This is a genomic window from Variovorax gossypii, from assembly GCF_003965815.1.
Taxonomy (GTDB): Bacteria; Pseudomonadota; Gammaproteobacteria; order Burkholderiales; family Burkholderiaceae_C; genus Variovorax; species Variovorax gossypii.
Map to the genome: position 1 here is coordinate 191,100 of NZ_RXOE01000010.1, position 26,172 is coordinate 217,271.

General features: G+C 70.4%; 26 protein-coding genes. 7 read left to right on the plus strand and 19 right to left on the minus strand.

Going from position 1 to position 26,172, the window contains the following annotated elements; all coding sequences use genetic code 11:
- Nucleotides 1-121 precede the first annotated feature (121 nt).
- The 5 genes from EJP69_RS27240 to EJP69_RS27260 form a co-directional block, all read right to left on the minus strand.
- Nucleotides 122-1,102 carry an LLM class flavin-dependent oxidoreductase gene (locus tag EJP69_RS27240; RefSeq protein ID WP_093301774.1) on the minus strand — a complete coding sequence of 327 codons (981 nt, stop codon included), beginning with the start codon at nt 1,100-1,102 and terminating at the stop codon, nt 122-124.
- A gap of 45 nt (nt 1,103-1,147) precedes the next feature.
- Nucleotides 1,148-2,836, minus strand: a complete 1,689-nt coding sequence (locus EJP69_RS27245) for an FxLYD domain-containing protein (protein ID WP_126473440.1) — start codon at nt 2,834-2,836, stop codon at nt 1,148-1,150.
- Between the two features lie 66 nt (nt 2,837-2,902).
- Entirely contained in the window at nt 2,903-3,499 is a 597-nt protein-coding gene (locus tag EJP69_RS27250; RefSeq protein ID WP_126473441.1) for a hypothetical protein, read from the minus strand.
- A gap of 13 nt (nt 3,500-3,512) precedes the next feature.
- Nucleotides 3,513-5,303, minus strand: coding sequence for a VanW family protein (locus EJP69_RS27255; protein ID WP_240652298.1), 1,791 nt, complete (start codon nt 5,301-5,303; stop codon nt 3,513-3,515).
- Nucleotides 5,300-5,905 (minus strand): DUF6891 domain-containing protein, encoded by a 606-nt coding sequence (locus EJP69_RS27260; RefSeq protein ID WP_126473445.1) that lies wholly within the window; start codon nt 5,903-5,905, stop codon nt 5,300-5,302. Before EJP69_RS27260 ends, EJP69_RS27255 begins: the two co-directional genes overlap by 4 nt.
- A 251-nt stretch (nt 5,906-6,156) precedes the next feature.
- On the opposite strand from EJP69_RS27260, the gene EJP69_RS27265 reads away from it, so the two are divergent.
- Complete coding sequence (locus EJP69_RS27265) at nt 6,157-6,852, plus strand: hypothetical protein (RefSeq protein WP_240652299.1); 696 nt, start codon at nt 6,157-6,159, stop codon at nt 6,850-6,852.
- 61 nt (nt 6,853-6,913) lie between these two features.
- On the opposite strand, the gene EJP69_RS27270 is transcribed toward EJP69_RS27265, so the two are convergent.
- On the minus strand, nt 6,914-7,294 hold the full coding sequence (locus tag EJP69_RS27270) for a helicase SNF2 (protein WP_093203701.1): 381 nt from the start codon (nt 7,292-7,294) through the stop codon (nt 6,914-6,916).
- A gap of 189 nt (nt 7,295-7,483) precedes the next feature.
- On the opposite strand from EJP69_RS27270, the gene EJP69_RS27275 reads away from it, so the two are divergent.
- A complete protein-coding gene (locus EJP69_RS27275) occupies nt 7,484-7,972 on the plus strand; it encodes a DUF6314 family protein (protein ID WP_126473446.1) in 489 nt (162 codons plus the stop codon).
- Nucleotides 7,973-7,982: 10 nt separating this feature from the next.
- On the opposite strand, the gene EJP69_RS27280 is transcribed toward EJP69_RS27275, so the two are convergent.
- From EJP69_RS27280 to EJP69_RS27310, 7 genes are all read right to left on the minus strand, one after another.
- Nucleotides 7,983-8,576: a biotin transporter BioY gene (locus EJP69_RS27280; protein ID WP_093203696.1), complete on the minus strand. Its 594-nt coding sequence runs from the start codon at nt 8,574-8,576 to the stop codon at nt 7,983-7,985.
- Nucleotides 8,577-8,609: 33 nt separating this feature from the next.
- Nucleotides 8,610-9,203: an energy-coupling factor transporter transmembrane component T family protein gene (locus EJP69_RS27285; protein WP_093301515.1), complete on the minus strand. Its 594-nt coding sequence runs from the start codon at nt 9,201-9,203 to the stop codon at nt 8,610-8,612.
- On the minus strand, nt 9,196-9,945 hold the full coding sequence (locus tag EJP69_RS27290; protein WP_093301513.1) for an energy-coupling factor ABC transporter ATP-binding protein: 750 nt from the start codon (nt 9,943-9,945) through the stop codon (nt 9,196-9,198). Before EJP69_RS27290 ends, EJP69_RS27285 begins: the two co-directional genes overlap by 8 nt.
- 54 nt (nt 9,946-9,999) lie before the next feature.
- On the minus strand, nt 10,000-10,836 hold the full coding sequence (locus tag EJP69_RS27295; protein ID WP_240652300.1) for an isocitrate lyase/PEP mutase family protein: 837 nt from the start codon (nt 10,834-10,836) through the stop codon (nt 10,000-10,002).
- Between the two features lie 80 nt (nt 10,837-10,916).
- Nucleotides 10,917-12,212, minus strand: coding sequence for an MFS transporter (locus EJP69_RS27300; RefSeq protein ID WP_093301510.1), 1,296 nt, complete (start codon nt 12,210-12,212; stop codon nt 10,917-10,919).
- Nucleotides 12,209-14,548 carry a LamG domain-containing protein gene (locus EJP69_RS27305; protein ID WP_126473450.1) on the minus strand — a complete coding sequence of 780 codons (2,340 nt, stop codon included), beginning with the start codon at nt 14,546-14,548 and terminating at the stop codon, nt 12,209-12,211. Before EJP69_RS27305 ends, EJP69_RS27300 begins: the two co-directional genes overlap by 4 nt.
- Nucleotides 14,545-15,954, minus strand: a complete 1,410-nt coding sequence (locus EJP69_RS27310) for an aminotransferase family protein (RefSeq protein WP_126473452.1) — start codon at nt 15,952-15,954, stop codon at nt 14,545-14,547. The genes EJP69_RS27305 and EJP69_RS27310 overlap by 4 nt, the downstream gene beginning before the upstream one ends.
- A gap of 104 nt (nt 15,955-16,058) precedes the next feature.
- Here EJP69_RS27310 and EJP69_RS27315 point away from each other — a divergent pair, with 104 nt between their 5' ends.
- Nucleotides 16,059-16,976 carry a LysR family transcriptional regulator gene (locus EJP69_RS27315; protein WP_093203678.1) on the plus strand — a complete coding sequence of 306 codons (918 nt, stop codon included), beginning with the start codon at nt 16,059-16,061 and terminating at the stop codon, nt 16,974-16,976.
- 7 nt (nt 16,977-16,983) lie between these two features.
- On the opposite strand, the gene EJP69_RS27320 is transcribed toward EJP69_RS27315, so the two are convergent.
- Complete coding sequence (locus EJP69_RS27320) at nt 16,984-18,687, minus strand: M14 family zinc carboxypeptidase (protein ID WP_126473454.1); 1,704 nt, start codon at nt 18,685-18,687, stop codon at nt 16,984-16,986.
- Nucleotides 18,688-18,792: 105 nt separating this feature from the next.
- Here EJP69_RS27320 and EJP69_RS27325 point away from each other — a divergent pair, with 105 nt between their 5' ends.
- The 4 genes from EJP69_RS27325 to EJP69_RS27340 all read left to right on the plus strand — a co-directional run bounded on the left by EJP69_RS27325 (nt 18,793) and on the right by EJP69_RS27340 (nt 21,101).
- Nucleotides 18,793-19,506, plus strand: coding sequence for a YebC/PmpR family DNA-binding transcriptional regulator (locus tag EJP69_RS27325; RefSeq protein ID WP_093301504.1), 714 nt, complete (start codon nt 18,793-18,795; stop codon nt 19,504-19,506).
- Nucleotides 19,503-19,907 carry a GFA family protein gene (locus EJP69_RS27330; RefSeq protein ID WP_126473456.1) on the plus strand — a complete coding sequence of 135 codons (405 nt, stop codon included), beginning with the start codon at nt 19,503-19,505 and terminating at the stop codon, nt 19,905-19,907. The genes EJP69_RS27325 and EJP69_RS27330 overlap by 4 nt, the downstream gene beginning before the upstream one ends.
- 139 nt (nt 19,908-20,046) lie before the next feature.
- Entirely contained in the window at nt 20,047-20,745 is a 699-nt protein-coding gene (locus EJP69_RS27335; RefSeq protein WP_126473458.1) for an HAD-IA family hydrolase, read from the plus strand.
- A 2-nt stretch (nt 20,746-20,747) separates the two neighbouring features.
- Nucleotides 20,748-21,101: a cupin domain-containing protein gene (locus EJP69_RS27340; protein ID WP_126473460.1), complete on the plus strand. Its 354-nt coding sequence runs from the start codon at nt 20,748-20,750 to the stop codon at nt 21,099-21,101.
- Between the two features lie 112 nt (nt 21,102-21,213).
- Here the strand turns inward: EJP69_RS27340 and EJP69_RS27345 are convergent, their stop codons facing one another.
- The 5 genes from EJP69_RS27345 to EJP69_RS27365 all read right to left on the minus strand — a co-directional run bounded on the left by EJP69_RS27345 (nt 21,214) and on the right by EJP69_RS27365 (nt 26,151).
- A complete protein-coding gene (locus EJP69_RS27345) occupies nt 21,214-22,374 on the minus strand; it encodes an NAD(P)/FAD-dependent oxidoreductase (protein ID WP_093301496.1) in 1,161 nt (386 codons plus the stop codon).
- Nucleotides 22,371-23,774, minus strand: coding sequence for an FAD/NAD(P)-dependent oxidoreductase (locus EJP69_RS27350; protein WP_126473462.1), 1,404 nt, complete (start codon nt 23,772-23,774; stop codon nt 22,371-22,373). The genes EJP69_RS27345 and EJP69_RS27350 overlap by 4 nt, the downstream gene beginning before the upstream one ends.
- Entirely contained in the window at nt 23,771-24,151 is a 381-nt protein-coding gene (locus tag EJP69_RS27355; protein ID WP_093203653.1) for a (2Fe-2S)-binding protein, read from the minus strand. The genes EJP69_RS27350 and EJP69_RS27355 overlap by 4 nt, the downstream gene beginning before the upstream one ends.
- Nucleotides 24,152-24,174: 23 nt before the next feature.
- On the minus strand, nt 24,175-24,669 hold the full coding sequence (locus tag EJP69_RS27360) for an Lrp/AsnC family transcriptional regulator (protein WP_093203650.1): 495 nt from the start codon (nt 24,667-24,669) through the stop codon (nt 24,175-24,177).
- A 78-nt stretch (nt 24,670-24,747) separates the two neighbouring features.
- The gene (locus EJP69_RS27365) at nt 24,748-26,151 is read right to left on the minus strand and encodes an aspartate aminotransferase family protein (protein ID WP_126473464.1); all 1,404 of its coding nucleotides are present in this window, start codon (nt 26,149-26,151) and stop codon (nt 24,748-24,750) included.
- Nucleotides 26,152-26,172: the final 21 nt, after the last annotated feature.

The following is a 26,172-nucleotide window of genomic DNA, read 5'->3' on the forward strand; positions in this document are numbered from 1 at the left end:
AGCGGAGCCGCACACCGCTCTTTCGTGGAACACCGAGGAACCGGCTTTGCCGGGCCTCAGGTGTTGCCCCCGGTAGGGGGTTGGCGAAGCGACACGAAGTGCGCGCAGCCTGGGGGCGAGCCTAGCGAAAGGCTTCGGCCAGCAATTCGTAGGAACGCAGCCGGGCCACGTGGTCGAACACCTGCGAGGTGATCATCAGTTCGTCCGCGCCGGTGCGCGCGACGAAAGCTTCCACGCCCTTCTTCACCGTCTCGACCGAGCCCACCGCGGAGCACGACAGCACCGAGTCGAGCAGCGCGTTCTCCGCCGGCCCGACCTTCTGGCGATAGTTCTCCACCGGCGGCGGCAGGCGCCCGGGCCGTCCGCTGCGCAGGTTCACGAAGGCCTGCTGCCACGAGGTGGCGCGGAACTCGGCCTCCTCGTCGGTGTCGGCCGCGAACACATTGAAGCCCAGCATCACGTACGGCTTCTGCAGCTGCGCCGAGGGCTTGAAGGTCTCGCGATAGATCTGGATGGCCTGCATGATCTGCTGCGGCGCGAAGTGCGAGGCGAAGGCATAGGGCAGGCCCAGGTGCGCCGCGAGCTGCGCGCCGAAGGTGCTCGATCCGAGGATCCACACCGGCACCTCGAGCCCCGCGCCGGGCACGGCCCGAACGGGCTGCTGCGGCGCCTTCGACATGAAGTCCATGAGTTCGATCACGTCCTGCGGGAACTGGTCGGCGTCCGACTCCAGGTTGCGCCTCAGGGCGCGCGCGGTGCGCTGGTCGGAGCCGGGCGCGCGGCCCAGGCCGAGGTCGATGCGCCCCGGGTACAGCGACTCGAGCGTGCCGAACTGCTCGGCGATCACCAGCGGCGAATGGTTCGGCAGCATCACGCCGCCGGCGCCGATGCGGATGGTGGACGTACCCGCCCCCACGTACGACAGCAGCACTGCGGTGGCAGCGCTCGCGATGCCCGGCATGCCGTGGTGCTCGGCCAGCCAGTAGCGCGTGTAGCCCAGCTTCTCGCCATGCTGCGCCAGCGAGAGCGAGTTGCGGAACGACTGCGCGGCGTCGCTGCCCTCGGTGATCGGGGAAAGGTCGAGGATGGAGAACGGAATCATGGGCGCGATCATGGCGCGAACCGCCCAACGCCGCTGCCCCAGGGGCTATTCGGTTTGGTATAGCGTGGTCACGCTCGCGAAGTCGCGCCCGTTCTGCTCCACGCTCGCCTGGAAGGGCACGCTCTCGCCCGGCGCGATGGCCGGCAGGTTGTCCACCAGCTTGAAGCCGGTGAGCTGCCCGTTGCGGTCACGAAGGCTCACCCACAGCCGCACCTTGCCGACGATGCCCGTGCCCGGGTTCTTCACGCTGCCGCTGACCACCACGTACTTGTACGAAAAGCGCTGGCTGAAGTTGAGCAGCACGCTGCCGATCTCGGCCTTGGTGCCCGTCACCTTCACCTCCAGCGGCTTGCGCGGGCCGGGCAAGGCCGCGCGGCGCATCGGCTTCCACTCGATGCGCGTGTCGGTGATGCGCTCCATGTCCTGCGGCTCCAGGTAGATGGGAAAGCGCTCGCCGGGGTACAGGTACGCCAGCCCCGCGATGGTGGTCGTGCCGTGCGCCTTGCTGCCGCTGAAGCGCGAGATCACGCCGCCCGGCGCGAGCACGACTGCGTCGGTGCTGCGATTGACGAGCTCGCCCAGGAACAGCCGCTGCTGGATGTTGTTGCGCCCGTCCACCAGCGGCAGCATCTCGAGCAGCCTGGCGTCGAAGCGCTCGCTGTCCTCGGCCAGCAGGTCGTCGGTGCCCAGGCGAAGCTCCGAATTGAAGGACTCCGGACCGCCCGCCGTGCGGATCACGCGGTCGCCGCTGCCCAGCACCGGCGTGCGCGAGCCCGAGGCCTCGACCGTGCTGTAGCCGATGCGGTAGTCCCATGCCGCGATGGCCGCGCCGCGACCGAAGCGCGCGATGCTCACGCCCACCGAGGTCCGCCCGCCGGGCTGTATCTCGTTGGCTTGCCCGTAGCCGTGGCCGAAGCCGATCACCTGCCCCGCGTCGTCGTACAGCGTGGCCAGCACCTCGAAGCCGCCGAGCACGGTGGCGTCCTTGCGGTCGTTGACGATGCGGCCCACCAGCCGCACGCGGTCGCCCTGCTGCACCAGCCGCACGCGCGAGAACACCATGCGCGGCCCCTTCACCGAGCTGTAGGGCTCGGCCAGCTTCTGCACGCGCAGCTCCTGCCGAGTGACGTTCTTGCCGCTGGGCATGTCGATCAGCGCGGGCGCGCTCTCGCCGGGCTCCAGCACGGACACGGGCAGCATCTCGCTGCGCTCGTCGAGCTTGCTTTCGCCGTCGAAGTACACGGCGCGAATGCCGGCGCGAGACAGCGGCTTGCCGGTCTCGTTGCGCGCCACCACCAGCAACTTGGGCATGGCCGAGCTGCCGCTGCCCACGAGCACCTGCCGCGGTTCGTCGAGCTTGAGGCCGTCGACGGGAATGGTGCGGTCGACCGCGGCCACCACCCGCTGCGAGGCGGACGCGCCGCGCGTGTCGGCATTGCGGCTGCCGAGGAACACGCCCACCACGCTGAAGAGCACCACCGCCCCCACCGCAATGGCCACCCCGATGCCGACCTTGCGCATCATGATCGCCTGCCTGCGTGCCTCGTCGGCCGCGAGCCGCCGGCCGGCTTCGTTCTTCACCTGGTTGAGCACGCGCTCCAGCCGGTCGGAGACGTTGTCCTCCACCAGCGTGACGGAGCCGCAGTGCTCGCAGGTGTATTCGTTGAGGCCCGTGCGCTTGAGCACGCTGCTGCCGCACTCGCCGCACTTGAGCGTCTGGAGATCGATGGTCATGTCTGAAATGCTGCTCCCGTTTTCTTCTTCTGCTTCTGCTCTTGCTGATGCTTCCGTCGCGGCCCTCTACCAGCCGAAGACATCCGCGAGATCTTCGGCCCGGTCCGCGCCGATCAGCGGCGCGAGCCGCTCGACCAGACGCGCGCGGTGCACCGGGTTGACCGAATAGTCGTCCGCGAAGATGTCCTCGCCCGCCTCGTCCCAGACCTGCCCGACGGTGCCGAGGCAGGCGGCCATCTCGAGGATGTCGGCGAAGAGCGGTTCATCGTCATCCCACGCGCCCGCGCCGTGCCGGGCGAACTGTATCGCGCCGGTGTTCAGGTCGAGGATGAATGGATCGGCGCCCTGGTCGGCCACCACCAGCCAGTGGTCGGGCCACGCGGCGAGGCGCTCGCCCGTGATGCCGTGCCAGCGGTAGCCGGCCTGCGCCGACCACAGGCGCGCCAGCGGAGGAATGCTGAAGGGGTTGCCGGCGGTGGGAACGGTGAGGCCCGCATGGCCCACGCGCTCGTTGATCCAGTTGCCGAGCGGGCCGACCTGCTCGTAGAAGGCCGCGACGGCTTCGGGCAGCGGAATCTCGCCGCGCCAGTGGTCGGCGGCGGGTTGCGGCTCCAGCGTGCCATGCGGGGCCAGGGCTGCACGAGCCTGTTCTGTCGATGCCAAGTGCGTCCTCCGTTCAGCGAGAGCAGGCCGTTCGCAACGCGGCGCGAAGCGCATCCACGTCGCCGGGCGCGATCTCGCGCATGCCCGGCAGTGCGCCGAGGCCGCATGCGGTCGATGCGACGACCGGCACGCCGGCTGCCACGGCGCGCAGCAACGCGCGCGGCGCGTGCTCGATGTGCGCGGGCAGCACGACGACGTCGGCGCCTGCCAGCCAGTCGCCCTGCCAGTTCATGTGTTCGACATGCCCGATGCCCTGCCAGAGCCGCGCATCGTCCGAAGGCGAGCCCAGCACGCGCAGCCTGCACGGCCAGCCCTGCAGCGCGGCCGCGAGTTCGCGCGCGCCCTTGCGTGCCAGCGCGCTCGCGGCGAAGACGACGAGCGGAAGCTCCTGGCCCCCGGCCTTTGCGCGGCCGGTTGCCCTGATCTCGGGCAGCACCCAATCGAGTCGCCGCGACGCGGCAAGCTGTCGCGCGACTTCGGCATGCGGCGTGACCACGATCGAAGCTCGTGCAAGCGCCAGCGACTCGGCTCGTACCAGCGACGCATCGGCACGGAAGTCGCGCAAGGTGGCGTCATCGGGCCAGCGCCGCGAGGCTTCGTCGAGCCGCCTTTCGATGTCGGCCATCGGCAGCGCGCCGGCCAGCACGATCACGCGACGGCCGTCGAGCGCGCCGAGGCGCTGCAGGTGCGGCAGCAGTGCCTGCTCGACCACCAGCTGCGTGTGCTCCGGCTTCAGGCGCGCCGCGAAAGCCTGCGCGAGCCAGCGCTGGCCGTCGATCAGGCTGGCCTGGCGCCGTCCTGCCTGCCGGGCCCACAGCCGCTGCCACAGCGCACGGCGCAGGCTCGCGGCCCACGGCGCCTGTGCCGGCGCAACGCCGGCGGCAACCGGCTCGCGATGCCAGCCCGTCGCGGGGCGACGCCAGAAGGCGAGCCGCAGCGGCACAGGCTGCATGCGCTGCGCACCCGGATGCTCCTCGCGCAGGTAGCGCGCGAACTCGGGCGTCCAGCCGTCGAGCAATGCGATGGTGAGCCCTTCGGGGCCAACGTCGACCCGCGGGCGATGGCGGAAGCAAGCGGCCTGGTCGCAGCTGAGGCAGCCGCGCGCCACGGGCAACGCGGCGCCCGCATCCTCGCTCGCGCGGCGCATCGTGACGGGCACGAAAGGCGCGGCCGATGCGCCACGGCCCCGGATGCGCAGCACCAGCTCCGTGCCGGTCAGCTCCACTTCGAGCCGCCATGCCTGCCTGGCGCGCACCTTGAGGTCGATGTAGTTCCAGAACACGGTCGCGTCGACGGCATCCGCGCCCGGCTCGCCGGCCTGCTCGATGCGCGCCGTGTGCCCGTGCCGCTCCACCAGCTCGAAACCCGCTCGCACCGCCACGGTGGCGAGCGCGTTCGACAGCTGGCACAGCCCGCCGGCCAGCGTCGGCACCACGCAGCCGCCGCGCAGTTCGCGGCCCTGCACAAAACCGCGCCACGAAGCGGGCCTGCCCAGCTGGCGCCAGAAGCTCAGCACTTCGCCGGCAGGCACCTCGACGGCATCGAAGGCGCGGCGCGCCACGCGAAGGTTCTGCACCTTGCCGGCCACGAGCGGGAATTCGTCCGCGCGACCGTCGGTCCACAACGGCGTGCGGTATTGGGCGAGCACGGGCGCGTCGGCCAGTGCGTGGCTGCCGACGGGCCATCGGCGGGCCGAGGGCCGCAGGGTCTCGCGCAGCGCGTGGGCCGTGGCCAGGAGCCGCGAACGCAGCCAGAAATCGATCGCGTCGATGCGGCGCGGCGGCTGCCAGGCCTGCACGCTCACGCGGAGGGGCCTCGCTTGCGCCATTGGCCGAGGTCGGCTTCGATGCGCTCGTTGATGTTGCCGCTCCAGTGCGCGCCGAAGCCGGCCGCGCGCAGCAGTTCGACGATGCGATAGCCCACGGCCGCGGTGTTGGCCTCGCGCTGCTCGATTTCGGGGATCATGCCGCCGCTGAAGGCCAGGTGCAGGCGGCCGGTGCGCACGGCCGTGTCGAGGTCCTGCGCGTGATAGAAGCAGCAGCCGCGAATGCCGGACTCCGCCCGACCGGCCGCGCGCCACTGCTCGCGCACGTCGTCGTGGCCGTCGGAGAGCGTGTTGCCCGCGCGGTGCAGCGCGATGATCTTCTCGCCTCGCAGCTGCGCGAACACGGCCTCGAGCCTGTCGTATTCGGTCTGCGCCGGCCATCCGGCCTCGGCCTCGCGCTTGGCGGCGCATGCGCTCGCGGCCTCTGCCTTGACCCAGGCACGGTCTTCGCTGGTGATTTCGTCGGGATCGAGGTACTCGTCGGTGATCATCCACTCGACATCGGCGTCGGGATAGAAGCCGCTCCACACCAGGTCGTGGATGCGTCCGCGCGTGTCTTCTGGGTCGAGAGTAAGGGCCATGCGTGTTGGGCTGCCGCCTCGGCGGCAACGGGTCATGCTTTCTTTTTTCCTGGCGGAAGCGTGGTCGTATTTTTACCCTAGCGCACCACGATGGCGCGGTAATGCGAAAGCATGATGTCCGACGGCCACCCCTTCCGTACCGCACCATCATGAAGGATGCGCCATGGCAAGGCAATGCGCCTTATGGCGAAGCCGGCTCCGCCACATGGCCGGGGTGCCGCGGGGCTGCTGGCTATGCTCGGCGGCTCCCCATGCCGCAGCAACATCGCCTTCCAGACCCCGCCCTGCCGCCAGCCGACGAACGCCTGCCCGCCTCGTGGACCTCCGCCATGCCGCAGGCCACGGAACGCATGCAGAGGACGGCCGCCGACCGGATCGCCTGGCTGGTCGCGCTGGCAGTGCTGGTGTTCATGGCCGTCTTCGGCTTCCAGGCGATGCGCTGGTCGCTGGCCGGCGGCTGGCAATGGCTCTGGATGCTGGTGGGATTGCCGTTCTTCGGCGTCTTCTCGGTGCTGTCGGTGCTGGCCGTCGTCACGAGGCTGCGCGAACGCCGGCGGGTGCGGGTGACGCTGGAGAACATGTCGCTGGAGCGCGGGGAAGGCTTTCGCGTCAGCGAGCCGCTCGAGCTGCGCCTGCGCGCGACGGTGCCGGTTGCACCGGAGGGTGAGCGCACGGCGGCACCGGAGCACATCGCGATGCGCCTGGTGCGCCGCTTCATGCTCGATGCAGCCGACGGAACGCGATCGCTGGTCGAGGAGTGCTGCGACGAAGCGATCGCGCCGCGCGAGGATGCGCGGGCCGGCCGGGTTGTCTATGCCTGCGAGCTTCGCGCGAAGCCCGCGAACGGCGACGAAGCCGCGCAATGGTCGGTCGAGTTGCGCGAAGCGGCCGACGGTGCCAGCGAGCCCTTGCTCGTCGCCGCGCTGCGGCGGCTCCCTCCGCGCTGAGGCCGGACCAGACGCAAAAAAGCCGGGCCATGGCCCGGCTTTCTTTCAGCCCCGCAGGAAATTACAGCGGCAGTGCGTCACCATGAGCGGCAGCGCGGGCTGCGGCACGAACCGCGGCGCGGTCCACCGAGCTGGCCACGATCGGGGCCACGCCCGACGAAGCGCCTTCGGCATACGGGTCACCGCTGCGGGCGGCTGCCACGGCTTCGGCACGAACGGCCGAGCGGCTGGCGGTCGAGACGATCGCTTGTGCCGGGCCGGCGTTGGCACCGGTGGCGTAGGGGTTCGCGCTGTGGGCGGCAACCACGGCCTGGCTGGCAACGTCGGCGCGGCTGGCGGCCGAGGTCAGCTGGTGCACGCCTTCATAGGTTTCGGCGTGGGCAACGCCGGCAGCGGCCAGCAGGGCGAGGGAAACGGCGGAGAGGAGCTTCGAGGCGGTCATTTGGATGTGTCCTTCAATTGGTTCGGTTCTTGTTTCTTGGTCTGGATCAGCTGAAGGGCTGGTCCATGGGAAGAATTGTGCGCCCGTTGTCTAAGTAAAAACCCTTAGACAATGGAACCACGGTGTTCACACCATGGAAACAATCAACCGCCAGGAAGACGGATCACCGCCTGTCGTAGAGTCCCCAGCATGAGCGAACCGGCCCCCGCCCTTTCACCTTCCACGTCCTTCTGGGGAAGCCCCGACACCGTGTTCGACCGGCTGGCGGGCGAATGGAGCCTGCAGCGCAACATCGAGGGGCAGGCCACCATGAGCGGCGTCGCCACGTTCACGCCGCTGGAAGCCGGAACGCTCAAGTACCGTGAGGAAGGCCGCATCCGCCTGGCCGACGGCAAGGAATTCGACGGGCACCGCGAATACCTTTTCGAACGCGCTCCGGGCGGTTTCGCGGTGCATTTCGCCGAAACGCCGCCACGCCTCTTCCATGCCATCGCCGTCGTGCGCGAGGGCAAGGGTGACGGTGACGTGCTCGCCGGCTCGGCCACGCACCTGTGCACGCCCGACACCTACGACAGCAGCTACCGCTTCCTGCCCGACGGCTCCTTCACGATCCGCCACGTGGTGCACGGCCCGCGCAAGGACTACCTCTCGGAAACCGTCTTCAGCCGGCGAGGCTGAGGGAAGCCGCTCAGTCGCGGTCGAGGCGCCACGCCGGCATGCCGCGCATCACGGTCTGCACCAGCACCGCGCAGATGCCGCACTTGATGAGGTCGCCGGGAATGAACACCAGCATGGCCAGCGCGGCCTTCGACAGCGACATGTGGGCGATCCACGAGAGCCCGACGATGCCGAAGGCGTAGACCACGCCGATCCCGCCGACCAGCGCCGAGAGGAACGCCGCCGCCAACAGGGGAAGCCCCGTCGTGCCGCCGATGCGGCGCACGGCCAGGCGCATCAGCAGGCCGCAGGCGAAGGCGCCGAACATCCAGCCGAACAGGAAGCCGCCGGCAGGCGCCACGAACACGCTCAGGCCGCCACGGCCGCCCGGCAGCAGCGGCAGCCCGAGCGCCACCGCGAGCAGGAACAGCGCGATGGCCAAAAAGCCCCGGCGCGGCCCCAGCAGGCAGCCCGCCAGCATCACGCCCAGCGACTGCAGCGTGATCGGCACGCCGAACGGCAGGTCGATCTTCGGGATCAGGCCGAACACCGCCATCAGCGCCGCGAACAGCGCGATGTACGACAGCGAACGGGAGGAAGTGAGGGAGCCTGAAGTGGTGGTCATGGCAGTCGCAATCGAGAAAAGACGGAAGAAGGATCAGCGCCCGAGCCGCGCGGCCAGCGCGTCCGCCACGCGCTCCGCCGTCTGCAGCGTGCGGATGGTCAGCGGCGCCAGCAGCCGCAGGCCGCCGCCGTGGCCGGAGCGGACGCGGTAGGCATCGTCGAGGCGCTGCCACTGCACATAGAAATTTTCGGCGAAGCGCAGCATGAGGCCAAGGCCCAGCGCGATCCGCTCGGTGGGCACGCCGAAGCGCTGCAGCGGATGCAGCACGGCCTCGAGCACCGCCAGCAGGTCCTCGAAGCGAGTGGTCAGCGTGAGCATCAGCGCAAGCGTGGCCGCGCTCGCCAGGCGCAGTGCGCTGGCCACGCCGAGCAGCGTCGTGCCCATCGCCCAGTGGAAGCCGACGATCAGCCCGCAGGCCACCGTCACGCCGACCAGCATGCGCACGCGGCGCCATGCGGGCGCTCCGAGCGAGGCGAAGATCAGCAGCACCGCTGCGCAGGCGATGGCCAAGTACGACGGGCGCTCGACCAGCACCAGCAGCGTGCCGCACACCGACAGCACCGCGAGCTTGATCCATGCCGCGATCGCATGCATCCACGTCGGCTGCTCCGAATACAGGCTACGCATGGTGGCGCCCCCGCTCAGCGGCAGCGCGCTCGCGCACGTCCTCGGCGTAGGCCTCGCACACCTCGCGGCCCGGTCCGTCGCCGCGCACCCTGCCCTGGTCGAGCCACAGCACGCGCTCGAAGTCGTAGACGTGCTCCAGCAGGTGCGTGGACACGAGGATCTGGTGGTCGCTCGCCTCCAGTTGCGCGGCAAGCCGCGCCTGGCTCAACAGGTCGAGGCTGGCGAATGGCTCGTCGAGCAGCAGCGTGGCGGGCTCGCTGATCTGCAGGGCCAGCAGGCACACCTGCTGGCGCTGGCCCTGGCTCAGCTCGCTCACCGCGCGCCCGGCCCAGGCCTCGAGCCCGCGCCGGGCAAGGAAATCGCGCGCCTGCTGCCTGGCCGCCTGCCGCGTCTCGCCGCGCGCCGTAAGACTGAAGGCCAGCTCCTCGGCCACGGTCGGAAAGATGATCTGGTCGTCGGGGTTCTGGAACATCAGCCCCACGTGCTTCGACAGCTGCCTGCGGTCGGCCTGCGTGTCGCAGCCATGCACGACCACGCGCCCTTCCTGCGGCTGGTCGAGCCCGCTGATGAGGCGGAACAGGCTGCTCTTGCCCGCGCCGTTGTCGCCGACCAGGCCGATGCGCATCTCCTGCAGGTCGAGCGTCAGCCCCTCGAAGACGCGCTGGCTGCCGCGCACCAGCGTCACCGCCTCGAGGCGGATGCTGTGCGGGGAGCTGGGTTCGGACGGGGTCGGCTGCGGCAAGGGGCGCCCACTGTACCTGATGCGGTACCCGAAGCCGCCTCGCCGCCGCGAGGCTCAGGCCGCGGCCGGAAACAGCGCGTTGAGCTCGCCCACGGACAGCATGCCCTCGCCCATCGTGCCGAAGCGGCCGTGCCCGAAGGCTTCGCCCGCGATGCGCGCCACCAGCCCCAACGCCGACTGCAGCGGGCCGCAGCCCAGGCTGATGCGCCGCGCGCCGGCACGCGCGAGGCTATCGGCCGGCGGTGCGCCGGCGTAGCCCGCGTACACGTTCAGCGGCAGGTCGAGCGCACCGGACAGCCGCCCGATCTCTTCGGGGCTGGACATGCCCGGCACGAAGATGCCGTCCGCGCCCGCCGCCGCGTAGAGCTTCGCGCGGCGCAGCGCCTCCTCGAAGCGCGCGGCCGGGTCGTCCCACGGCATGAAGTACACGTCGGTGCGTGCGTTGATGAAGAAGCGCGCGTCCAGCTCGCGGATGGCCGCGATGCGCTCGCACAGCACCTCGGGCGACGCCAGCTCGCGCGTGCCCGGTCGCGTGCCGTCCTCGATGTTGATGCCGGCTGCGCCCATGTCGACGAGCGCGCCCGCCACCTCGCGCACCGCCGCGGCGCTCTCGCCGAAGCCGCTCTCGATGTCCACGCTCACCGGCACGCTCGCCACGCGGCAGATGCGCGCGCAGGCCGCGACCAGCTCGGCGACGGGCATTCGCTCGCCATCCGCGTAGCCGAGCGACCAGGCCATGCCCGCGCTGGTGGTGCCGATGGCCGTGGCGCCGGCGCGCTCGACGATGCGGGCGCTGGCGGCGTCCCATGCGTTCACCAGGACCAGCGGTCCGGGGCCGGCATGAAGCCGGTGGAAATCTTCTGTCTTCTGCTGCGCGTCGCTCGATCGCATGGCCATCCGTTCCAAGGGAGTTGAGGAATGGCCGCAGCTTAGGAGCGGCGCGCCGTCCCGGCTTGGAAAAAACTGCTATTTCATTTCACGCCGTAGCCGCGCGCCGCCCGCAGCGCGATCAGGCTCACCACCACGCCGAAGCCCACGTAGAACGCCGGCGCGATCTTGCTGCCCGTGGCCGTGATGAGCCAGGCGCTGATGAAGGGCGCGAAGCCGCCGAAGATCGCCACGCCGAAGCTGTAGCTCACAGAGAGCCCCGTGCCGCGCGTGGCCGCCGGGAACAGCTCCGACATCGCCGCCGAGATCGGACCCCAGTAGGCGGAAGCCACCACGCCCATCGCCGTGAGCGCCAGCATCAGCGCCGGCACCGAGGGATGGTTCACCAGCAGGTAGAACAGCGGCACGATCATCACCAGCATGACCAGCGCCGCGGCACGCATCACGGGAATGCGCCCCACGCGGTCGGACATGCTGCCGAACAGCGGCACCAGCGCGAACTGCAGCACGCCGAACCAGAAGGTGCCGGCGAAGGCCATCGACGGCGGCAGGCCCAGCTGGCGCACCGCGAAGGTGGGCATGAAGAGGCCCGTGTAGGCCACGATGGTCGCGAGGATGATGAGCCCCATCGCCGCCAGCGTGCGCCCGCGCTGGTCCACCAGCGTGGTGCGCACCGGCGTGGCTTCCTGCGCGGCGCGCTTGAACTCCACGCCTTCGTCGAGGTGGCGGCGGATGTACAGGCCTGCCGGTCCGATCAACAAGCCGAAGAAGAACGGAATGCGCCAGCCCCACGACAGCAGCTGCTCGGGCGTGAGCAGCGCGTTGAGCCCCATGCCGAAGCCCGCCGCCAGGAAGGTGGTGATGCCCTGGCTCGCGAACTGCCAGCTCGAGAAGAAGCCGCGCCGGCGCGGGTCCTGCTCGGCCAGCAGCGCGGTGGCACTGCCGAACTCGCCGCCCGCCGCGAAGCCCTGCAGCAGCCGCGCGAGGATCACGAGCCCCGGCGCCCACAGCCCGATCTGCGCGAAGGTGGGTGCCACCGCGATCAGCAGCGTCCCGCACAGCATCAGCGCCATCGACAGCGTCAGCGCGTTCTTGCGCCCGCGCGCGTCGGCATACGCGCCCAGCACCAGCGAGCCGACCGGGCGCATCACGAAGGTCACGCCGAAGGTGCCCAGCGTGATGAGCAGCGACACGGTGTCGTTCTCGGCCGGGAAGAACAGCTTGGAGATGGTCACGGCCAGAAAGCCGTAGATCACGATCTCGAACCACTCCAGCGCGTTGCCGATGGAGATGGCCGTGATGACCCGCAGCGTGCTCTGCCGGGAGGCCGGCTCGGCGGGTTCTGAAAGGTCGGCGGTGCGTGGGGCGAGTGTGCTCATGGTGCTGCGTGCTCCAGGGGTGGTTGAACTGCAAGGTCCGCGCCAGTCGCGGGCCGGACGCCGAAGTGATGCAGCACGTTGCGCAGCAGTCCTTCGAAACAGGGGTCGGCACCGAGCACCCAGCTCGCGCCGACGGCGCCTGCGTTGAACACGCGGCCGCCTTGCGGGCGCTCCCAATAGATCATCTCGGCCGACAGCCCGCCCAGCGAATCGGTCGGCTGCGAGTAGTAGTCGAGGTACGCGTCGAGGCGCCCGGGGCGCTGCCTGCGCCCCTCGGCGATGACCTGGATGCCGCGCTGCGGCTCGGGCAGGCTCTCTCCGGCGGGCAGCCTGCGCGTCATGCGGTTCAGCGTCGCGACGCTCAGGTCCCACTCGTGGCCGATGGCGCGCGGCAGGCCGCCGCCCGGCGCGTGACCGAAGGTGGAGCCGTCTTCGAGCCCCAGCGCGTGCGGCTGCGTGAACAGGAAGTGCTTCGGCAGCGTCGCGTGGTACACGCCGAAGTCGTCGCCATCGGCGAAGGCCCAGCCCGCCGATTCCAGCCCGATGAGCTCGGCGCAGGAGCGCCCGGCCTGCCTGAACTGGCCGCCGCGCGCCCAGTCCTGCGAGTGGTACTGCTCGCCGTAGGGGCCGGCGGGCGGGCGCAGCTCCACCGATTCAGCGCCGTCCTCGTCGCCCGGCCCGCGCACCTTGCGCTGCTCCATCACCGTGCATTCCTCGTCGTAGCTCACGCGCAGGTACATGGTGTTGCCCGACAGCACGATGGCGGTGCCGCCGTTCGACAGGTAGTCGTCGAGTCCGTCGCAGGCAGGCTGCGACCAGTATTCGCTGTGGCCGTTGATTAACACCGTCCTGTAGGCCTTCAACAGGCCCGGGTCGCGATGCAGGTCGAGATCGCTCACCACGTCGTAGTCGTAACCGCAGCGCTCCAGCCACACGTGCAGGCGACGCTCCAGCCGGGTCCACTGGCTGAAGCCTGCATCGGCCGGGTCGTACAGCGCGTTCGGGCTGGCGTTGGGCCACGGCATGCGCAGGCCCACCTGGTAGGTCGGCTGGCCGCCGCGGTGGTAGGTGTAGCTGCAGAAGGCCGGCGCCTCGGGGTGGCTGTTCTCCAGGCCCGCCGAGCGGCGCGGCCACACCGGGTCGCTCGCGGTGTTCTTCGCGAAGGGCGTGGCCGCGTAGGCCAGCCAGCTGTTGGTGGCACACAGCACCAGCACCGGCGCGGGAGCCCGTTGCGCGGCGCGGCGCACGATGAACGCGATGTCGTACTCGGCGGGCCTGCCGTCGAGCAGGAAGCGCGCGCGCCCCACGTACACGCCGGATTTCGCGTCCGCCGGAATGCGGAAGGCATGGCTCTCGGGCCAGCGGCAGTCGTAGAGGTCGTCGCTCGCCAGGCGCAGGCCGTGGCCGCGCGTGGGGTCGGCCAGCGGGTCGTAGCCGTCGTCGGAAAACTCGTTCACGCGCGCCGGTTCGAAGGCCGGGCCGACGATCATCCAGGTGCCGTGGTTGACGATGCGGCCGGTGCGCTGGTGGCCGCTGGCATCGGCCACCACGTCGCCGCGCTCCTCGCGCAGCGGCCAGCAGGCGAGCACGGTGCGTCCGCGCGGCGTGCGCAGGCCGCGATCGGAGAAGCGCGCCTTCACCTCATCGGCCTCCAGCGCATGGGAGTAGATCGCCGGCATGACGATGTCGCCCTCGAGGAATGCATCCGCCAGGCCGTCGATGCAGCTGCCCCCAAGGCGCAGAGGTGCCCTGCCCGGCTGCACCAGGCCGTCGAAACGGCCGCGCGCAACGGCCTCGCCGTCGATCCACAGCACCGTCTCGCGCCCGTCCCAGGTGGCGACGATGTGATGCCAGCGCTTCGGCACCAGCGAGCCGCCCGCGAGCTCGCCTTCCGGGCGGAAGGCGCCGCCGTCGCCCAGATGGAACACCGCGCGGCCCGCCTCGTCGACGAAGAGGCCGTAGCCGCAGGCGGCGGGCAGGTCGAACTGCCCCATCACGCTCTGCCGCGCGCCCACGCTCCACACCTGCACCCAGCACTCCAGCGTGAGCGCACGCAGCGGATGGCCGAGGCCGCGCTCGACCAGCACATAGGAGCCCGGGTGGATCGGATGCACGCGCGCGGGCGAAGGCTCGAAGGCGTGCAGCACCGTGTCGGCCGTGCGGCCCTCGGTGTCGGGGCCGAGCCGGCACACCGAGAGCGTGTAGGGCACGTCGCTGCTGAGGTGGAAGCGCACCACCTCGCCGGCGGCCACGCTCTTGCGGTCGGTGTAGCCGTGCACGCCGGGCACTTGCAGGCTGCGGTGGGGCGGAAGGATCTTCTGCTGTTGCATCGTCATGCCATGGTGGCCAGGCCCTTGGCCGCGATCTCGTCGGCCAGGTCGTGCAGCGAGCGTTCGAGCAGGTCCGCCAGTTCGTCGATCTCGGCCGGCGTGATGGTCAGCGGCGGCGTGATCATCTGGAAGTCGCCGAAGGCGCCCAGGTTGGCGCGCCGGTTGTACAGCGCGATGCCGTGCTTCAGCCCGTGCTCGGTGAGCCGCGCCGGCGCGTTGAAGCTTGCCGGCAGCTGCCGCTTCGTCGCCTTGTCGGCCACGATCTCGATGGCGGTGAAGAGCCCCTTGCCGCGCACGTCGCCCACGATGGGCGAGCGCGCCGCCACCTCGCGCAGGCGCGCCATCAGCAGCTCGCCCATGTCGCGCGCGCGGGTCACGAGGTCCTGCGCGATCACCTCGCCGAGCACCGCGTTCGCCACCGCACACGACAGCGGATTGGTGAAGTAGGTGTGGCCGTGCACGAAGCCGCCGCTGCCGGCGACCGCATCGACGATGCGGTCGGGCGCCAGCAGCGCGCCCAGCGGCGTGTAGCCCGCCGCCAGCCCCTTGGCCAGCGTGACCAGGTCGGGCCGCGCGCCGGCCCAGTGGTGCGCCGCGAGGAAGGCGCCGGTGCGGCCCGCACCGCTCATGATCTCGTCGTAGATCAGCAGCACGCCGTGGCGGTCGCAGATCTGGCGCACGCGCTCGAAATACACGGCGGGCGCCACCGCCGCGCCGGTCGACAGCCCACCGATCGGCTCCATGATGAAGGCCAGCACCGTGTCGGCGCCCTCGCGCACGATGGTGGTCTCCAGCTCGTCGGCGCAGGCCAGCGCGTGGCTCTCGGCGGTGTGGCCGGCGGGCACGCGGTACGACAGCGGTGCGCTCACCTTCGGCATCTCGCGCACCATCGGCCCGTAGATCGACTGGGTGTGCGCATCGCCCGTCACCGCCAGTGCGCCGAGCGTGGAGCCGTGGTAGCTCGGGTTGCGCGAGATCACCTTCACACGCCGCGACTGGCCCGTGACCACCGCGTATTGCCGCGCCAGCTTGATCGCCGACTCGTTGGCCTCCGAGCCGCCCGAGACGAAGAAGGCACGGTCGAAGCCCTCGCCCGCCAGCGCGCAGACGCGGTCGGCCAGCTCGATGCTCTGCTCGCTCTCGAAGAAGCGCGGATAGGCGAAGGTCACGCGCGCCGCCTGCTCCTGCATGGCCGCCAGCACGCGCGGGTTGCCGTGGCCGATGTTGGCGACCACCGCGCCGGCCGTCGCATCGAGGAAGCGGCGGCAGCCCGTGTCCCAGAGATAGATGCCCTCGCCGTGCGCGATGCGCGGCGGCCGTGGCGTGCCCTTGGCGGCATAGAAGCCGAGCACGGAACCGCCCTTTGGCGTGTCTCCCACGGTGCGGGGGGTGTCTTCGATCGAGGCGCTCATCGGGAAATATCCATTCATCGCAGGTCTTGAACGGCCACGACGATAGGCAGAGCCCGCCGCCGCGGGTAGACGTATGGGCCGATGAAGTGCTATACGTCTGGCGCATGAAGAACACCCACGACCGGCTCGACCTGCTGCACACCTTCATCCGCATCGGCGAGAGCGGATCGCTCAGCAAGGCGGCGCGCCTGCTCGACACCACGCAGCCCACCGTGAGCCGCCGCCTGCTCGAACTGGAACGGCTGCTGGGCTGCAAGCTGGCCATCCGCAACACCGCGAACTTCTCGCTCACCGACGAAGGCCGCTCGCTGCTGGCCGAGGCGCACGACCTCACCGACCGCTGGTCGGGCCTGTCGCAGCGGCTGCAGGGCGGGCAGAGCCGGCCCGAGGGCACGCTGCGCGTGATCGGGCCCTCGGGCTACGGCACGGGCTTTCTCACCGACGCGGTGACCGACCTGCGCGCGGCGCATCCGCAGCTGCGCGTGGAGCTCACGCTGACCGACCGCGTGGTCGACCTCGCGGCCTCCGGCGCCGAATGCTGGGTGTGCGTGGGCGAGGTGCGCGACCCCGGCCTCGTCTGCCGCACGGTGGGCCGCATGGAGCGCGTGCTGATCGCCACGCCCGAGCTGCTGAAGCGCACCGGCCCCGTCACGCTGGCGCGGCTGCCGCAGCTGCCGTGCGTGGGCCTGATCCCGTACGTGACGGGCAACGTGCGGCTCATCAACCGCGCGGGCCGCTCGCGCATCGTGCCGCTGGACACGCCCATCCGTACCGACAGCCTGCTCGCGAGCTACCGTGCGATCCTCAACGGCGCGGGCATCGGCGCCGCCGCGCCATGGATGTGCCACGAGGACATGCAGGCCGGCCGCCTGAAGCGCGTGCTTCCCAACTGGTGGCTGGAGCCCATCGGCGTGCACGTCGCGCTGCCGCCGGGGCTGTACCGGCCGGCACGGGTCACGGCCTTCGTGGAGGCGCTGCGGCAGCGCATGCATGCGCTGCCGGGGTTCCGGCCGGCGGCGTGAGCCGCAACTACATCAGCGCGACGACCGGATAGCGCCGCCACCCGGGCTCCGCGTGGCGCCGGCCGTGCGCGAAGATGAAGCCCAGCACCGCCTTCTGGTCGCCCAGCTTCTCCGGGTTCTCCGCCTTCCACTGCTCGAACAGGCGTTTCAGCTCGGGCTCGTCTTCCAGCATGCGCAGCGCCGTGTCCTCGAAGACGTAGGGCGAGAAGTTCTCCTTCTTCTCGAGCACGCTGTTGAAGAAGCCCCAGCGGAAGAAGCTGTCGTGGGCCTGCGGCTCCAGCGTCTCGACCGCGTAGCGGGCACGGGGCTGGTCCAGCGGAACCAGCACGTCGCCCGCGCGCGCCTGGAAGGGCTCGGTGCCTTCGGCAAGCTCCACCTCGTCGTGGAACATGTGGCCTTCGTAGGCGTTCGCGCGGGAGGTCACGCTGCGGATGCGGTACACGCGCGCCGCCTCGAAGAGCCTGTCTTCGTCGAGCCGCTTCAGCTCGACGCCGTTCCACTCCAGCCGCTCGATCGCTTCTCTCCATGCCCGGGGCACGAGGTAGGCCCTTGGCGCCGCGGCGGTCTCTCCCACGATGCAGCGGTCGAAATGCACGATGTCCTTCTCCCACGGCTGGCTGCGGTCATAGGCCAGGCGCTCGTAGCTGCCCAGCAGGCTGGGCTTGCGGACCGCGCGATAGCCCTTGAAGCGAAGGCCGGCGGGCCGGCTGCGGTCGTTGCGCCAGGTCAGCGGCCAGCGGGCCTGCCGTGCGGCCGCGGCCTTCGCCTCGCGGCGCAGCTGCTGGATGCGCTGCGCATTCGCGATGCTGAAGTCGAGCACCGTCTCGACCAGCGCCCGCATCGAAGCCACGCGGTCGGCGAAGGGCTTGAGCATGTGGGTCTCGGGCATGAAGCCGATGGTGTGGTGCAGCGCGGCATAGCCGGTGGAAAAGCGCGGCGTGTCGAGGAAGTCCTCGATGCCGTCGTCGGGCGTCTCGGCCAGCAGGTTCATGTACGGGCAGGTGGGCCAGCCGCGCCGTTCCATGCCGCCGTAGATCGCGGGCAGCATGCTCTCGCGCAGGAAGGCGCCGAGCCCGCCGCCCAGCTTGTCGGGCTGGGTCGGGATCAGCGTCATGGTGTAGCTGTAGTCGGCGCCGTTGGAGGTGTGGGTGTCGACCATCACGTCCGGGTCCCACGCGGTGAAGAAGCGGTTGAAGGCCTGCGCCGCGAGGCTGTCGCACTTGATGAAGTCGCGGTTCAGGTCCAGGTGCCGGCCGTTGCCGCGGAAGCCGAAGGACTCGGGGCCGAGCTGGTTCACGCGCGAGGTGTTCTGCCGGTCGATGCAGCCGTCCACGTTGTAGACCGGGATGAAGAGGAACACCGTGCGGCCCAGCGCGGCCAGCTTCTCGGGCTGCGTGCAGAAGTCGCGCACCAGCGCCATGCAGGTGTCGATGCCCTCGGGCTCGCCGGGATGGATGCCGTTGTTGTTGAAGAACACCGGACGCCCCTGCCGCGCGAGCGTCTCGCGGTCGAACACGCCGTCCGAAGTGACCACGCCGGCGTGAAGGGGAACGCCGGTGTCCGAGACCCCGATCTCGCCCCAGCGCAGCACGCCGGGGAAGTCCCTGGCCAGCCGCTCGTAGAAGGCGATGCATTCGGCCCAGGTAGCGGTCTGGTTGCCATTGCCGGCTTCGAACGGCGTGACGTAGGAAGTGTCTTGTGGAGCGGTCATGGGAAGAAGGCTACAGTAGTCGCCCCTCCCGGTCATCCAGCCCTTCTTTCTTCAAAAGAGCCAGACAAGGCCGCAAGCAATACATATTCATTCAAGGAAACGCACATGGGCGCCCAATGGAAAGCCAAACACAAGGACATCGCGGCCAACGCCAAGGGCCGGCTGTTCGGCAAGCTCGTCAAGGAAATCGTGGTGGCCGCGCGCAACGGCGCCGACCCGGCCTCCAACGCGCGCCTGCGGCTGGTGGTGGAGCAGGCCCGCAAGGTCTCGATGCCCAAGGACACGCTCGACCGCGCCATCAAGAAGGGCGCCGGCCTCACGGGCGAGTCCGTGCACTACGAGCACGTGATCTACGAGGGCTTCGCGCCGCATCGCGTGGCCGTGATGGTCGAATGCCTCACCGACAACGTGAACCGCACCGCGCCTGAAATGCGCGTGCTGTTCCGCAAGGGCCAGCTGGGCACGTCGGGCTCGGTGTCGTGGGACTTCGACCACGTCGGCATGATCGAGGCCGAACCCGCGAAGCCCGACGCAGACCCCGAAGTGGCCGCCATCGAGGCCGGCGCGCAAGACTTCGAGCCGGCCGGCGAAGACCACCCCGCCGTCTTCCTCACCGACCCCACCGACCTCGACCTCGTGAGCCGCGCCCTGCCCGCCCAGGGCTTCACCGTGCTGTCGGCCAAGCTGGGCTACAAGCCGAAGAACCCCGTAGATCCGGCGAGCCTGAGCGCCGAGGCACTGGAAGAAGTCGAGAGCTTCCTCGCGGCCATCGACGCGAACGACGACGTGCAGAACGTGTTCGTGGGACTGGCGGGTTGAGCATCCTTGCCGGCAGGTGCCTGTGCGGCGCCGTTCACTACGAGGTGGCGGATGAATTCGTCTACTCGCTGAACTGCCACTGCCAGGACTGCCGGCGCGCGACCGGCTCGGCCTTCAAGCCCTTCGCGGGCATCGAGCGCGGCAAGTTCGCCATCACGCAGGGAAAGGACGGGCTCGCGATCTACGGCAAGCCCGATGCGGGCGACCTGCACTGCGCGAAGTGCGGCTCGCTGCTGTGCTCCGTGGTGCGCGACGGGCAGTTCGTGCATGTCACGCTGGGCACCCTGGTCGATGCCCCCTCCATCCGGCCGAGCGCGCACATCTTCGTGGGCTCGAAGGCGCCGTGGTTCACGATCACGGACGACCTGCCGCAGCACGAGGGCCACGCCGGCGGGAGCTGAGCGCGCCGCGCAAGAAGATGCCGGCCCGCGGCCGACAACCGCATCCTGTGCCGCGAGGCGGCCCCAGTTCGGGACGCGCATCCGGACAGCGCACCTATGCTCGATGAAGCCATTTCCACTTCATCCCTGGAGCGTTTCCATGTCCCTGCAAGATTTCAAGGTCCTCACCTTCGACGTCGTCGGCACGCTGATCGACTTCGAGGGCGGCATGCTCGCCTACCTGCGCAGCGTGGCGCCCAATGCCAAGGTGAGCGACGACGACTTCCTCGCCGCCTACCGGCGCGCACGCGCCGACGGCAATGCCGGCTGGTATCCGGACGACCTCGAGCGCTGCTGGCACGCCGTGGCCCCCGCGCTGGGCCTGCCCGACACCGACGCCGTCGCTCGCGGGCTGCGCGACTCGGTCTCGCAATGGCCGGCCTTCCCCGATTCGGTGGAAGCGCTCAAGCGCCTGGGCAAGCGCTTCAAGCTGGTGACGATGACCAACGCGCAGGCCTGGGCGCTCGCGCACTTCGACAAGACCCTGGGCTCGCCCTTCGACATGCTGCTGAGCTGCGACGACGCGCTGTGCGAGAAGCCCGACGCGCGCTACTTCGCCTATGCACGCGGCCGCTTCGAAGGCGCCTGGGGCTTCAAGCAGGCCGACAACCTGCACGTGGCGCAGAGCCAGTACCACGACATCGGCATCTCCAGGCAGCTGGGCATCACCACCTGCTGGATCGAGCGCCGGCATGCGCAGAAGGGCTCGGGCGGCACCATCGAGTCGAAGCACACCGTACCCGACTACCACTTCCACACGCTGGCCGAACTGGCCGACGCGGTAGAGGCGGGGCGCTGAGCATGACGGGCATCACCATCCTTCGCCAGTCGGCCACCATCGGCGGCCTGCAGGACCAGGGCACGCCCGCGCGCCCCCTGAGCCAGCCACCCTGCAGGCTCAGCGGCATCGACGTCGAGCTCGCCGGCGCGGGCGAGAACAAGAGCGGCATCTGGCAGTGCGAGCCCGGCCGCTTCGAGCGCCAGCTCGCCAACGCCGAGGTCATGCACATCATCGCGGGCGCATGCACCTTCACGCCCACCGGCGGCGAGGCGCTGCAGATCCGCGCGGGCGACACGCTGTTCTTTCCTGCGCACACCACCGGCGAGTGGCATGTGCACGAAACCCTGCGCAAGGTCTTCGTCGTGATGGCATAGGGCTCACGCCCAGGCCTGCACGCTTCGTGCAGCCGCCCCCCTTTGCAGGGGGCCATGCCGGTGGCCCGGCGAAGCCGGTTCCACGGTATGCCTGGAAGGGTGCCCCTCGAACTCAGGCCGCCTGCCTCGTCAGTTCGCTCGCGAACCGGCCGATGGAAAAGCTCTCGATCGGCGTCGAGGTCCGGCCGGTGGCGATCAGCTCGGCCATCGTCTCGCCCACGCCGGGGCTGATCGCGAAGCCCTCGCCGTTGAAGCCGAAGGCGTAGTGCAGGCCCGGCACGCGCGCGCTCGGGCCCATCACGGGCTGCCAGTCCGCCGTGTAGCCCTCGATGCCGCTCCACACGCGGATCAGCTGCACGTGCGCGAAGGCCGGCACGAAGCGGCGCAGCTCGCGCATCTGGCGCAGCACGTTGTCGGGCTTCACGTAGGCGCGGATGTGCTCCGCATGCGCCGGGCCCTTGAGCCCGCCGCCGAAGACGATGTTGCCGCGCGCGATCTGCCTGAAGTACAGCCCCTCGTGCTCGATGGGCGACGAGATGCCGACGGACGGCCCGATGGCATAGGGCAGCGGCTCGGTCACGCCCATCTGCGGCCCGCGCGCTTCCATCGGTACGCCTTCGCCGAACTGCCCGGCCATGCGGTTCGACCATGCGCCGCAGGCCACGAAAAGCTGTGCCGCGCGATAGCGCCTGCCGTCCGCCGTGTGGGCGACGAAGCCCGCGCCGTCGCGCTCCACGTGCATCACCTCGGCGTGCTCGACGATGTTCGCGCCGGCACGCCGAGCCGCGCGCGCGAAGGCCGGCCCGGCCAGGCGCGGATTGGCATGGCCGTCGTTCGGCGAGAGCGAGCCCGCCACGATGCCGGGCGCGAAGATGCCCCAGCGCCTGGCGAGGCCGGCCGCGTCGAACAGTTCGAGATCGAGGCCCAGCGGCTTCACGTCCCTCGCGTGCTGTTCCAGCACCGCCGCCTGCTTCTCGGTGTAGCAGACGCGCAGGTGGCCGTAGGGCACGAACTCAAGGTCTTCGCCCAGCAGTTCCTTCACGCGTCCCCAGACGGCGCGCGCGCGGTTGGCCAGCGGCATCTGCGCCAGCGCGCGGCCCTGCCGGCGCACGTTGCCGAAGTTGGTGCCGCTGGCCTGGCGGCCCACGAGCTCGCGCTCGAGCAGCGTGACCGACAGGCCATGCTGGCGGCGCAGGAAGAAGGCGGCGGTGGTGCCCATGAGGCCGCCGCCCAGCACCAGCACGTCGGTGTCGGTTGTCGTCGTGTCGCTCATGCCTGCACCTCGCGCGTATCCATCATCAGCGGCTTGACCGGAGCCTGCGAGCGCAACCGCCCCACGAGCTCGACCGGCACGCCGCTGGCCTGCGCCACGATCTCGGCCGACGCATGGCCGCAGAAGCGGCCCTGGCAGCGCCCCATGCCGACGCGGCTGAAGGCCTTGGCGCGGTTGACTTCGCGGCTGTCCATCTCGTCGACGCAGCGGCGCAGCTCGCCGGCCGTCACGGCCTCGCAGCGGCACACGATGGCGTCGTCGGGCAGCGACGCGACCTGCGCGTGCGGCCAGGGAAAGGCGCGCGCCAGGCCCTGGCGGAAGCGGTCCATCTGCGCCAGCGTGCGGCGCAGCGCGGCTGATTCGGCGTCGTAGAGGGCGCCGCCCCGCGCATGGCCCAGGTCCGAGAGCGCCGCGAGCGCGGCCAGCCGGCCTGCCGCCTCGGCGCCGTCGGCACCGAGGATGCGAACGCCGTCGCCGGCCAGGTACACGCCTTGGGTGCTGCTGCGGCCGTCGGCATCGATGCGCGGCAGCCACTGGCGGCTCGCCGGCTCGAATTCGAATTCGCAGCGCGCGAGGTCGGCCAGCTGAGTTTCCGCTCGCAGATGCCAGCCGAGCCCGACGGCGTCGCACTCGAAGCGGCGTTCGCCCCCGTCGGCATCGCGCACCGCCACGGCCTGCACGCCCAGGCTGTCGTCGCCCTCGATGCGCAGCGGCACGACGCCCTGCAGCACCGGCACGCCCGCGCGGCGCAGGCCGCGGATCAGCCCGAGCCCGCGCAGCGCGAGGCGCGGCCGCGCGAGCAATCCCGCCACCGCTCCCCAGGGCTTGGAGGCCGGGGCGGTGTCGAGCACCGCCGCCACCTTGGCGCCGGCCTGCACGTACTGCGAGGCCACGAGGTACAGCAGCGGTCCGCTGCCCATGAAGACCACGCGCGAGCCGATCGCGCAGGCCTGCGCCTTCAGCGCGATCTGCGAGGCACCAAGGCTGTAGCAGCCGGCGCGATGCCAGCCCGCCACCGGCATCAGGCGGTCGGTGGCGCCGCTGCACACCAGCAGCGCGTCGAAGGGCAGCGCCTGCGGCTCGCCGGCATGCACCACGTGCAGCTCGCCCGCGCTCACGTTCCAGGCGAGCGTGTCGCCGCGGTAGTCGATGCGCTCGCGCAGCGCGTCGAAGTCGCCGTGCAGCGCCTGCGCCTTCGCGGCCTCGCTGCCGTAGAGCTTGGCGTAGGGGCGCTTGAAGCCCTCGGGCTGGCGCCGGTAGATCTGGCCGCCGTCGCGCCGGCCTTCGTCGACCACGACGGGCCGCACGCCGGCCTGCACCAGCGCCTGCGCGGCGCGCACGCCGGCGGGGCCGGTGCCGACCACGACGACGCGCGGCGAGAGAACGACTTCGGCGTTCATGCCCCTGCCTCCGTGGCATGCCGTGCGAGCGACTGCCTCAGGTCCGGCGTGGCGGGCCAGTGCTGCGCCGGCGGACGGGTCAGCACCGACATGCCCTCCTCCACCGCCGTGGAGCAGGCGCGCAGGCGCTCTCCGGCCGGCGTCCACACCCAGCAGTCCTGGCAGGCGCCCATCAGACAGAAGCCGGCGCGCGAACCGTCGCCGAACTCGCTGTCTCGCACGCGCCGGCCGTTGCTCAGCAGGGCCACCAGCAGCGTGTCGCCGGCCAGCGCGGTGCGGGCTTCGCCGTCGATGTGCAGGGTCAGCGCGGGCCGGTCGGTTTCCGCGAGCCGCACGAAGCGGGCCGGCGGGTGGAAGCGAGGCGTGGATTCGGGCATGGAGAAGAGTCGGAGAGCGCCGCTCAGCGCTCGTGGGGAAAGAGCCGCTCGATCGGACAGTGCGTCTTGATGAACGGCGACTTGATGACGATGTAGCTGAAGTACTTCGAGATGCCGATGTTGCGTTCGAGCAGCCCCTCGATCACTTCCTGGTAGTGGTTCACGCCGCGCGTGAGAAAGCGCAGCAGGTAGTCGTAGCCGCCGCTCACGAGGTGGCATTCGAGCACCTCGTCGACCTCGCGGATCGCGGCCTCGAAGCGCACGAAGTCTTCGCGGTGGTGGTCCGACAGCGTGACCTCGGTGAACACGGTGAGCGTGTCGCCGAGCTTCTCGAGCCGCAGGTGCGCGCCGTAGCCCGCGATGTAGCCGGCCTGCTCCAGGCGCTTCACGCGGATCAGGCAGGGGCTGGGCGAAAGCCCCACCGCATCCGCCAGGTCGACGTTGGTCATGCGCCCGTTCTTCTGCAACTGGGCCAGGATGCGCAGGTCGAGTCGGTCGATCTTGAAAGCTTCTGACATGGCGGTGCCTGATAACGAAACGAGAGATCCCGATTCTGCTTCGGCGGCCGGCTCTTGCGGGTGTCGTTCGACGCGGTTTCAGGCGGCCAGCGCGGCGCGAACGTCGGGCGCCTCGAGCACCTCGTCCAGCGTCTTCCTCAGCCGCGCGAACAGCTGCGCGAACTCGTCCTCGGTGAAGGTGAGCGCGGGCGCGAAGCCGAGGATGTGGTCGCCGAAGGAGCGGAACACCAGGCCGTTGCGGTAGCCGGCCGCGAAGATGCGGTCGGACAGCCCGAGCGATGCGTCGAAGCGGCGCTTGCTGGCCTTGTCGCTCACCAGCTCCAGCGCGCCCAGCAGGCCGCGGTGGCGCGAATCGCCCACCAGCGGATGGTCGAGCAATCCATCGAGCCCGGCCGCGAAATGCGCCGCGCCGCGCTGGCCGTTGGCGAGGATGCCGCCCTCCTCGTAGAGCCGCAGCACCTCGAGCGCGACGGCTGCGCCGACCGGGTGCGCCGAATAGGTCGCGCCGTGGCCGATGGCGGCCCCCTCGGGCGCGCCGTCGGCGATGCCGGCGTAGACCTTCTCGGACATCATGGTCGCGCCCATCGGCACGTAGCCCGCCGTCAGGCCCTTGGCCATGGTCATCAGGTCGGGCTCCACGCCTTCGGCCTCGCAGGCGAACATGGGGCCGGTGCGGCCGAAGCCGGTGATGACCTCATCGACCACGAAGAGGATGTCGAGCTCGCGTGCCGCGTCGCGCATGGCCGTGAGCCAGCCCTTGGGCGGCACCACGACGCCGCCCGAACCCTGGATCGGTTCGCAGAAGAAGGCCGCCACGTTGTCGGCGCCCAGCTCGGCCACCTTGGCGCGCAGCGCCGCGACCGAGGAGGCGATCAGCGCCTGCGGATCGTCGCCGTGCTCATGGCGATAGGCATACGGCGAGGCGATGTAGTGCTGCGTGGGCAGCGGCAGGTCGAAGCCGCGATGGAAGGCCGGCAGCGCGGTCAGTCCCGCGCCGGTGGACGAGGAGCCGTGGTAGCCGCGCTCCAGCGAGATGAACTGCTTCTTCGACGGCCGTCCGGTGGCGTTGTAGTACTGCACGACGAAGCGCACGGCCGCGTCAACCGCCTCGGAGCCGCCCAGCGTGAGGTACACGCGCGTCAGCGAAGCGGGAGTGATCTGCACCAGCTTCTCGGCAAGGCGGATCGCCGGCTCGCTGCTGAAGTGGAAGTAGCCGGTGGCGTAGGGCAGCCGGCGCATCTGCTCGGTGGCGGCCTGCACCACGCTTTCCTGCCCGTAGCCCACGTTCACGCACCACAGGCCGGCGAATGCATCGAGCAGCCGGTGGCCGTTGCCGTCGGTGAGCCATGCGCCCTTGCCCGAGGCCAGCACGGTGGGACCGCGCTGCTCGTGCACGCGCCAGGGCGAGACGGGGTGGATGAGGTGCGCGCGGTCGATGGCGTCGAGAGCGGCTTGCTGGGGCAATGCGGTGGGGTGCGTCATGGGGTGTGAAGGTGCGAGAGC

Bases quoted from the DNA above. Each gene is read 5' to 3' on its own strand.
- EJP69_RS27240 (WP_093301774.1), bottom strand. From the start codon at position 1,102: ATGATTCCGTTCTCCATCCTCGACCTTTCCCCGATCACCGAGGGCAGC.
- EJP69_RS27245 (WP_126473440.1), bottom strand. From the start codon at position 2,836: ATGACCATCGATCTCCAGACGCTCAAGTGCGGCGAGTGCGGCAGCAGC.
- EJP69_RS27260 (WP_126473445.1), bottom strand. From the start codon at position 5,905: ATGGCCCTTACTCTCGACCCAGAAGACACGCGCGGACGCATCCACGAC.
- EJP69_RS27265 (WP_240652299.1), top strand. From the start codon at position 6,157: ATGCCGCAGCAACATCGCCTTCCAGACCCCGCCCTGCCGCCAGCCGAC.
- EJP69_RS27270 (WP_093203701.1), bottom strand. From the start codon at position 7,294: ATGACCGCCTCGAAGCTCCTCTCCGCCGTTTCCCTCGCCCTGCTGGCC.
- EJP69_RS27275 (WP_126473446.1), top strand. From the start codon at position 7,484: ATGAGCGAACCGGCCCCCGCCCTTTCACCTTCCACGTCCTTCTGGGGA.
- EJP69_RS27280 (WP_093203696.1), bottom strand. From the start codon at position 8,576: ATGACCACCACTTCAGGCTCCCTCACTTCCTCCCGTTCGCTGTCGTAC.
- EJP69_RS27285 (WP_093301515.1), bottom strand. From the start codon at position 9,203: ATGCGTAGCCTGTATTCGGAGCAGCCGACGTGGATGCATGCGATCGCG.
- EJP69_RS27295 (WP_240652300.1), bottom strand. From the start codon at position 10,836: ATGCGATCGAGCGACGCGCAGCAGAAGACAGAAGATTTCCACCGGCTT.
- EJP69_RS27300 (WP_093301510.1), bottom strand. From the start codon at position 12,212: ATGAGCACACTCGCCCCACGCACCGCCGACCTTTCAGAACCCGCCGAG.
- EJP69_RS27305 (WP_126473450.1), bottom strand. From the start codon at position 14,548: ATGACGATGCAACAGCAGAAGATCCTTCCGCCCCACCGCAGCCTGCAA.
- EJP69_RS27310 (WP_126473452.1), bottom strand. From the start codon at position 15,954: ATGAGCGCCTCGATCGAAGACACCCCCCGCACCGTGGGAGACACGCCA.
- EJP69_RS27315 (WP_093203678.1), top strand. From the start codon at position 16,059: ATGAAGAACACCCACGACCGGCTCGACCTGCTGCACACCTTCATCCGC.
- EJP69_RS27320 (WP_126473454.1), bottom strand. From the start codon at position 18,687: ATGACCGCTCCACAAGACACTTCCTACGTCACGCCGTTCGAAGCCGGC.
- EJP69_RS27325 (WP_093301504.1), top strand. From the start codon at position 18,793: ATGGGCGCCCAATGGAAAGCCAAACACAAGGACATCGCGGCCAACGCC.
- EJP69_RS27335 (WP_126473458.1), top strand. From the start codon at position 20,047: ATGTCCCTGCAAGATTTCAAGGTCCTCACCTTCGACGTCGTCGGCACG.
- EJP69_RS27340 (WP_126473460.1), top strand. From the start codon at position 20,748: ATGACGGGCATCACCATCCTTCGCCAGTCGGCCACCATCGGCGGCCTG.
- EJP69_RS27345 (WP_093301496.1), bottom strand. From the start codon at position 22,374: ATGAGCGACACGACGACAACCGACACCGACGTGCTGGTGCTGGGCGGC.
- EJP69_RS27350 (WP_126473462.1), bottom strand. From the start codon at position 23,774: ATGAACGCCGAAGTCGTTCTCTCGCCGCGCGTCGTCGTGGTCGGCACC.
- EJP69_RS27355 (WP_093203653.1), bottom strand. From the start codon at position 24,151: ATGCCCGAATCCACGCCTCGCTTCCACCCGCCGGCCCGCTTCGTGCGG.
- EJP69_RS27360 (WP_093203650.1), bottom strand. From the start codon at position 24,669: ATGTCAGAAGCTTTCAAGATCGACCGACTCGACCTGCGCATCCTGGCC.
- EJP69_RS27365 (WP_126473464.1), bottom strand. From the start codon at position 26,151: ATGACGCACCCCACCGCATTGCCCCAGCAAGCCGCTCTCGACGCCATC.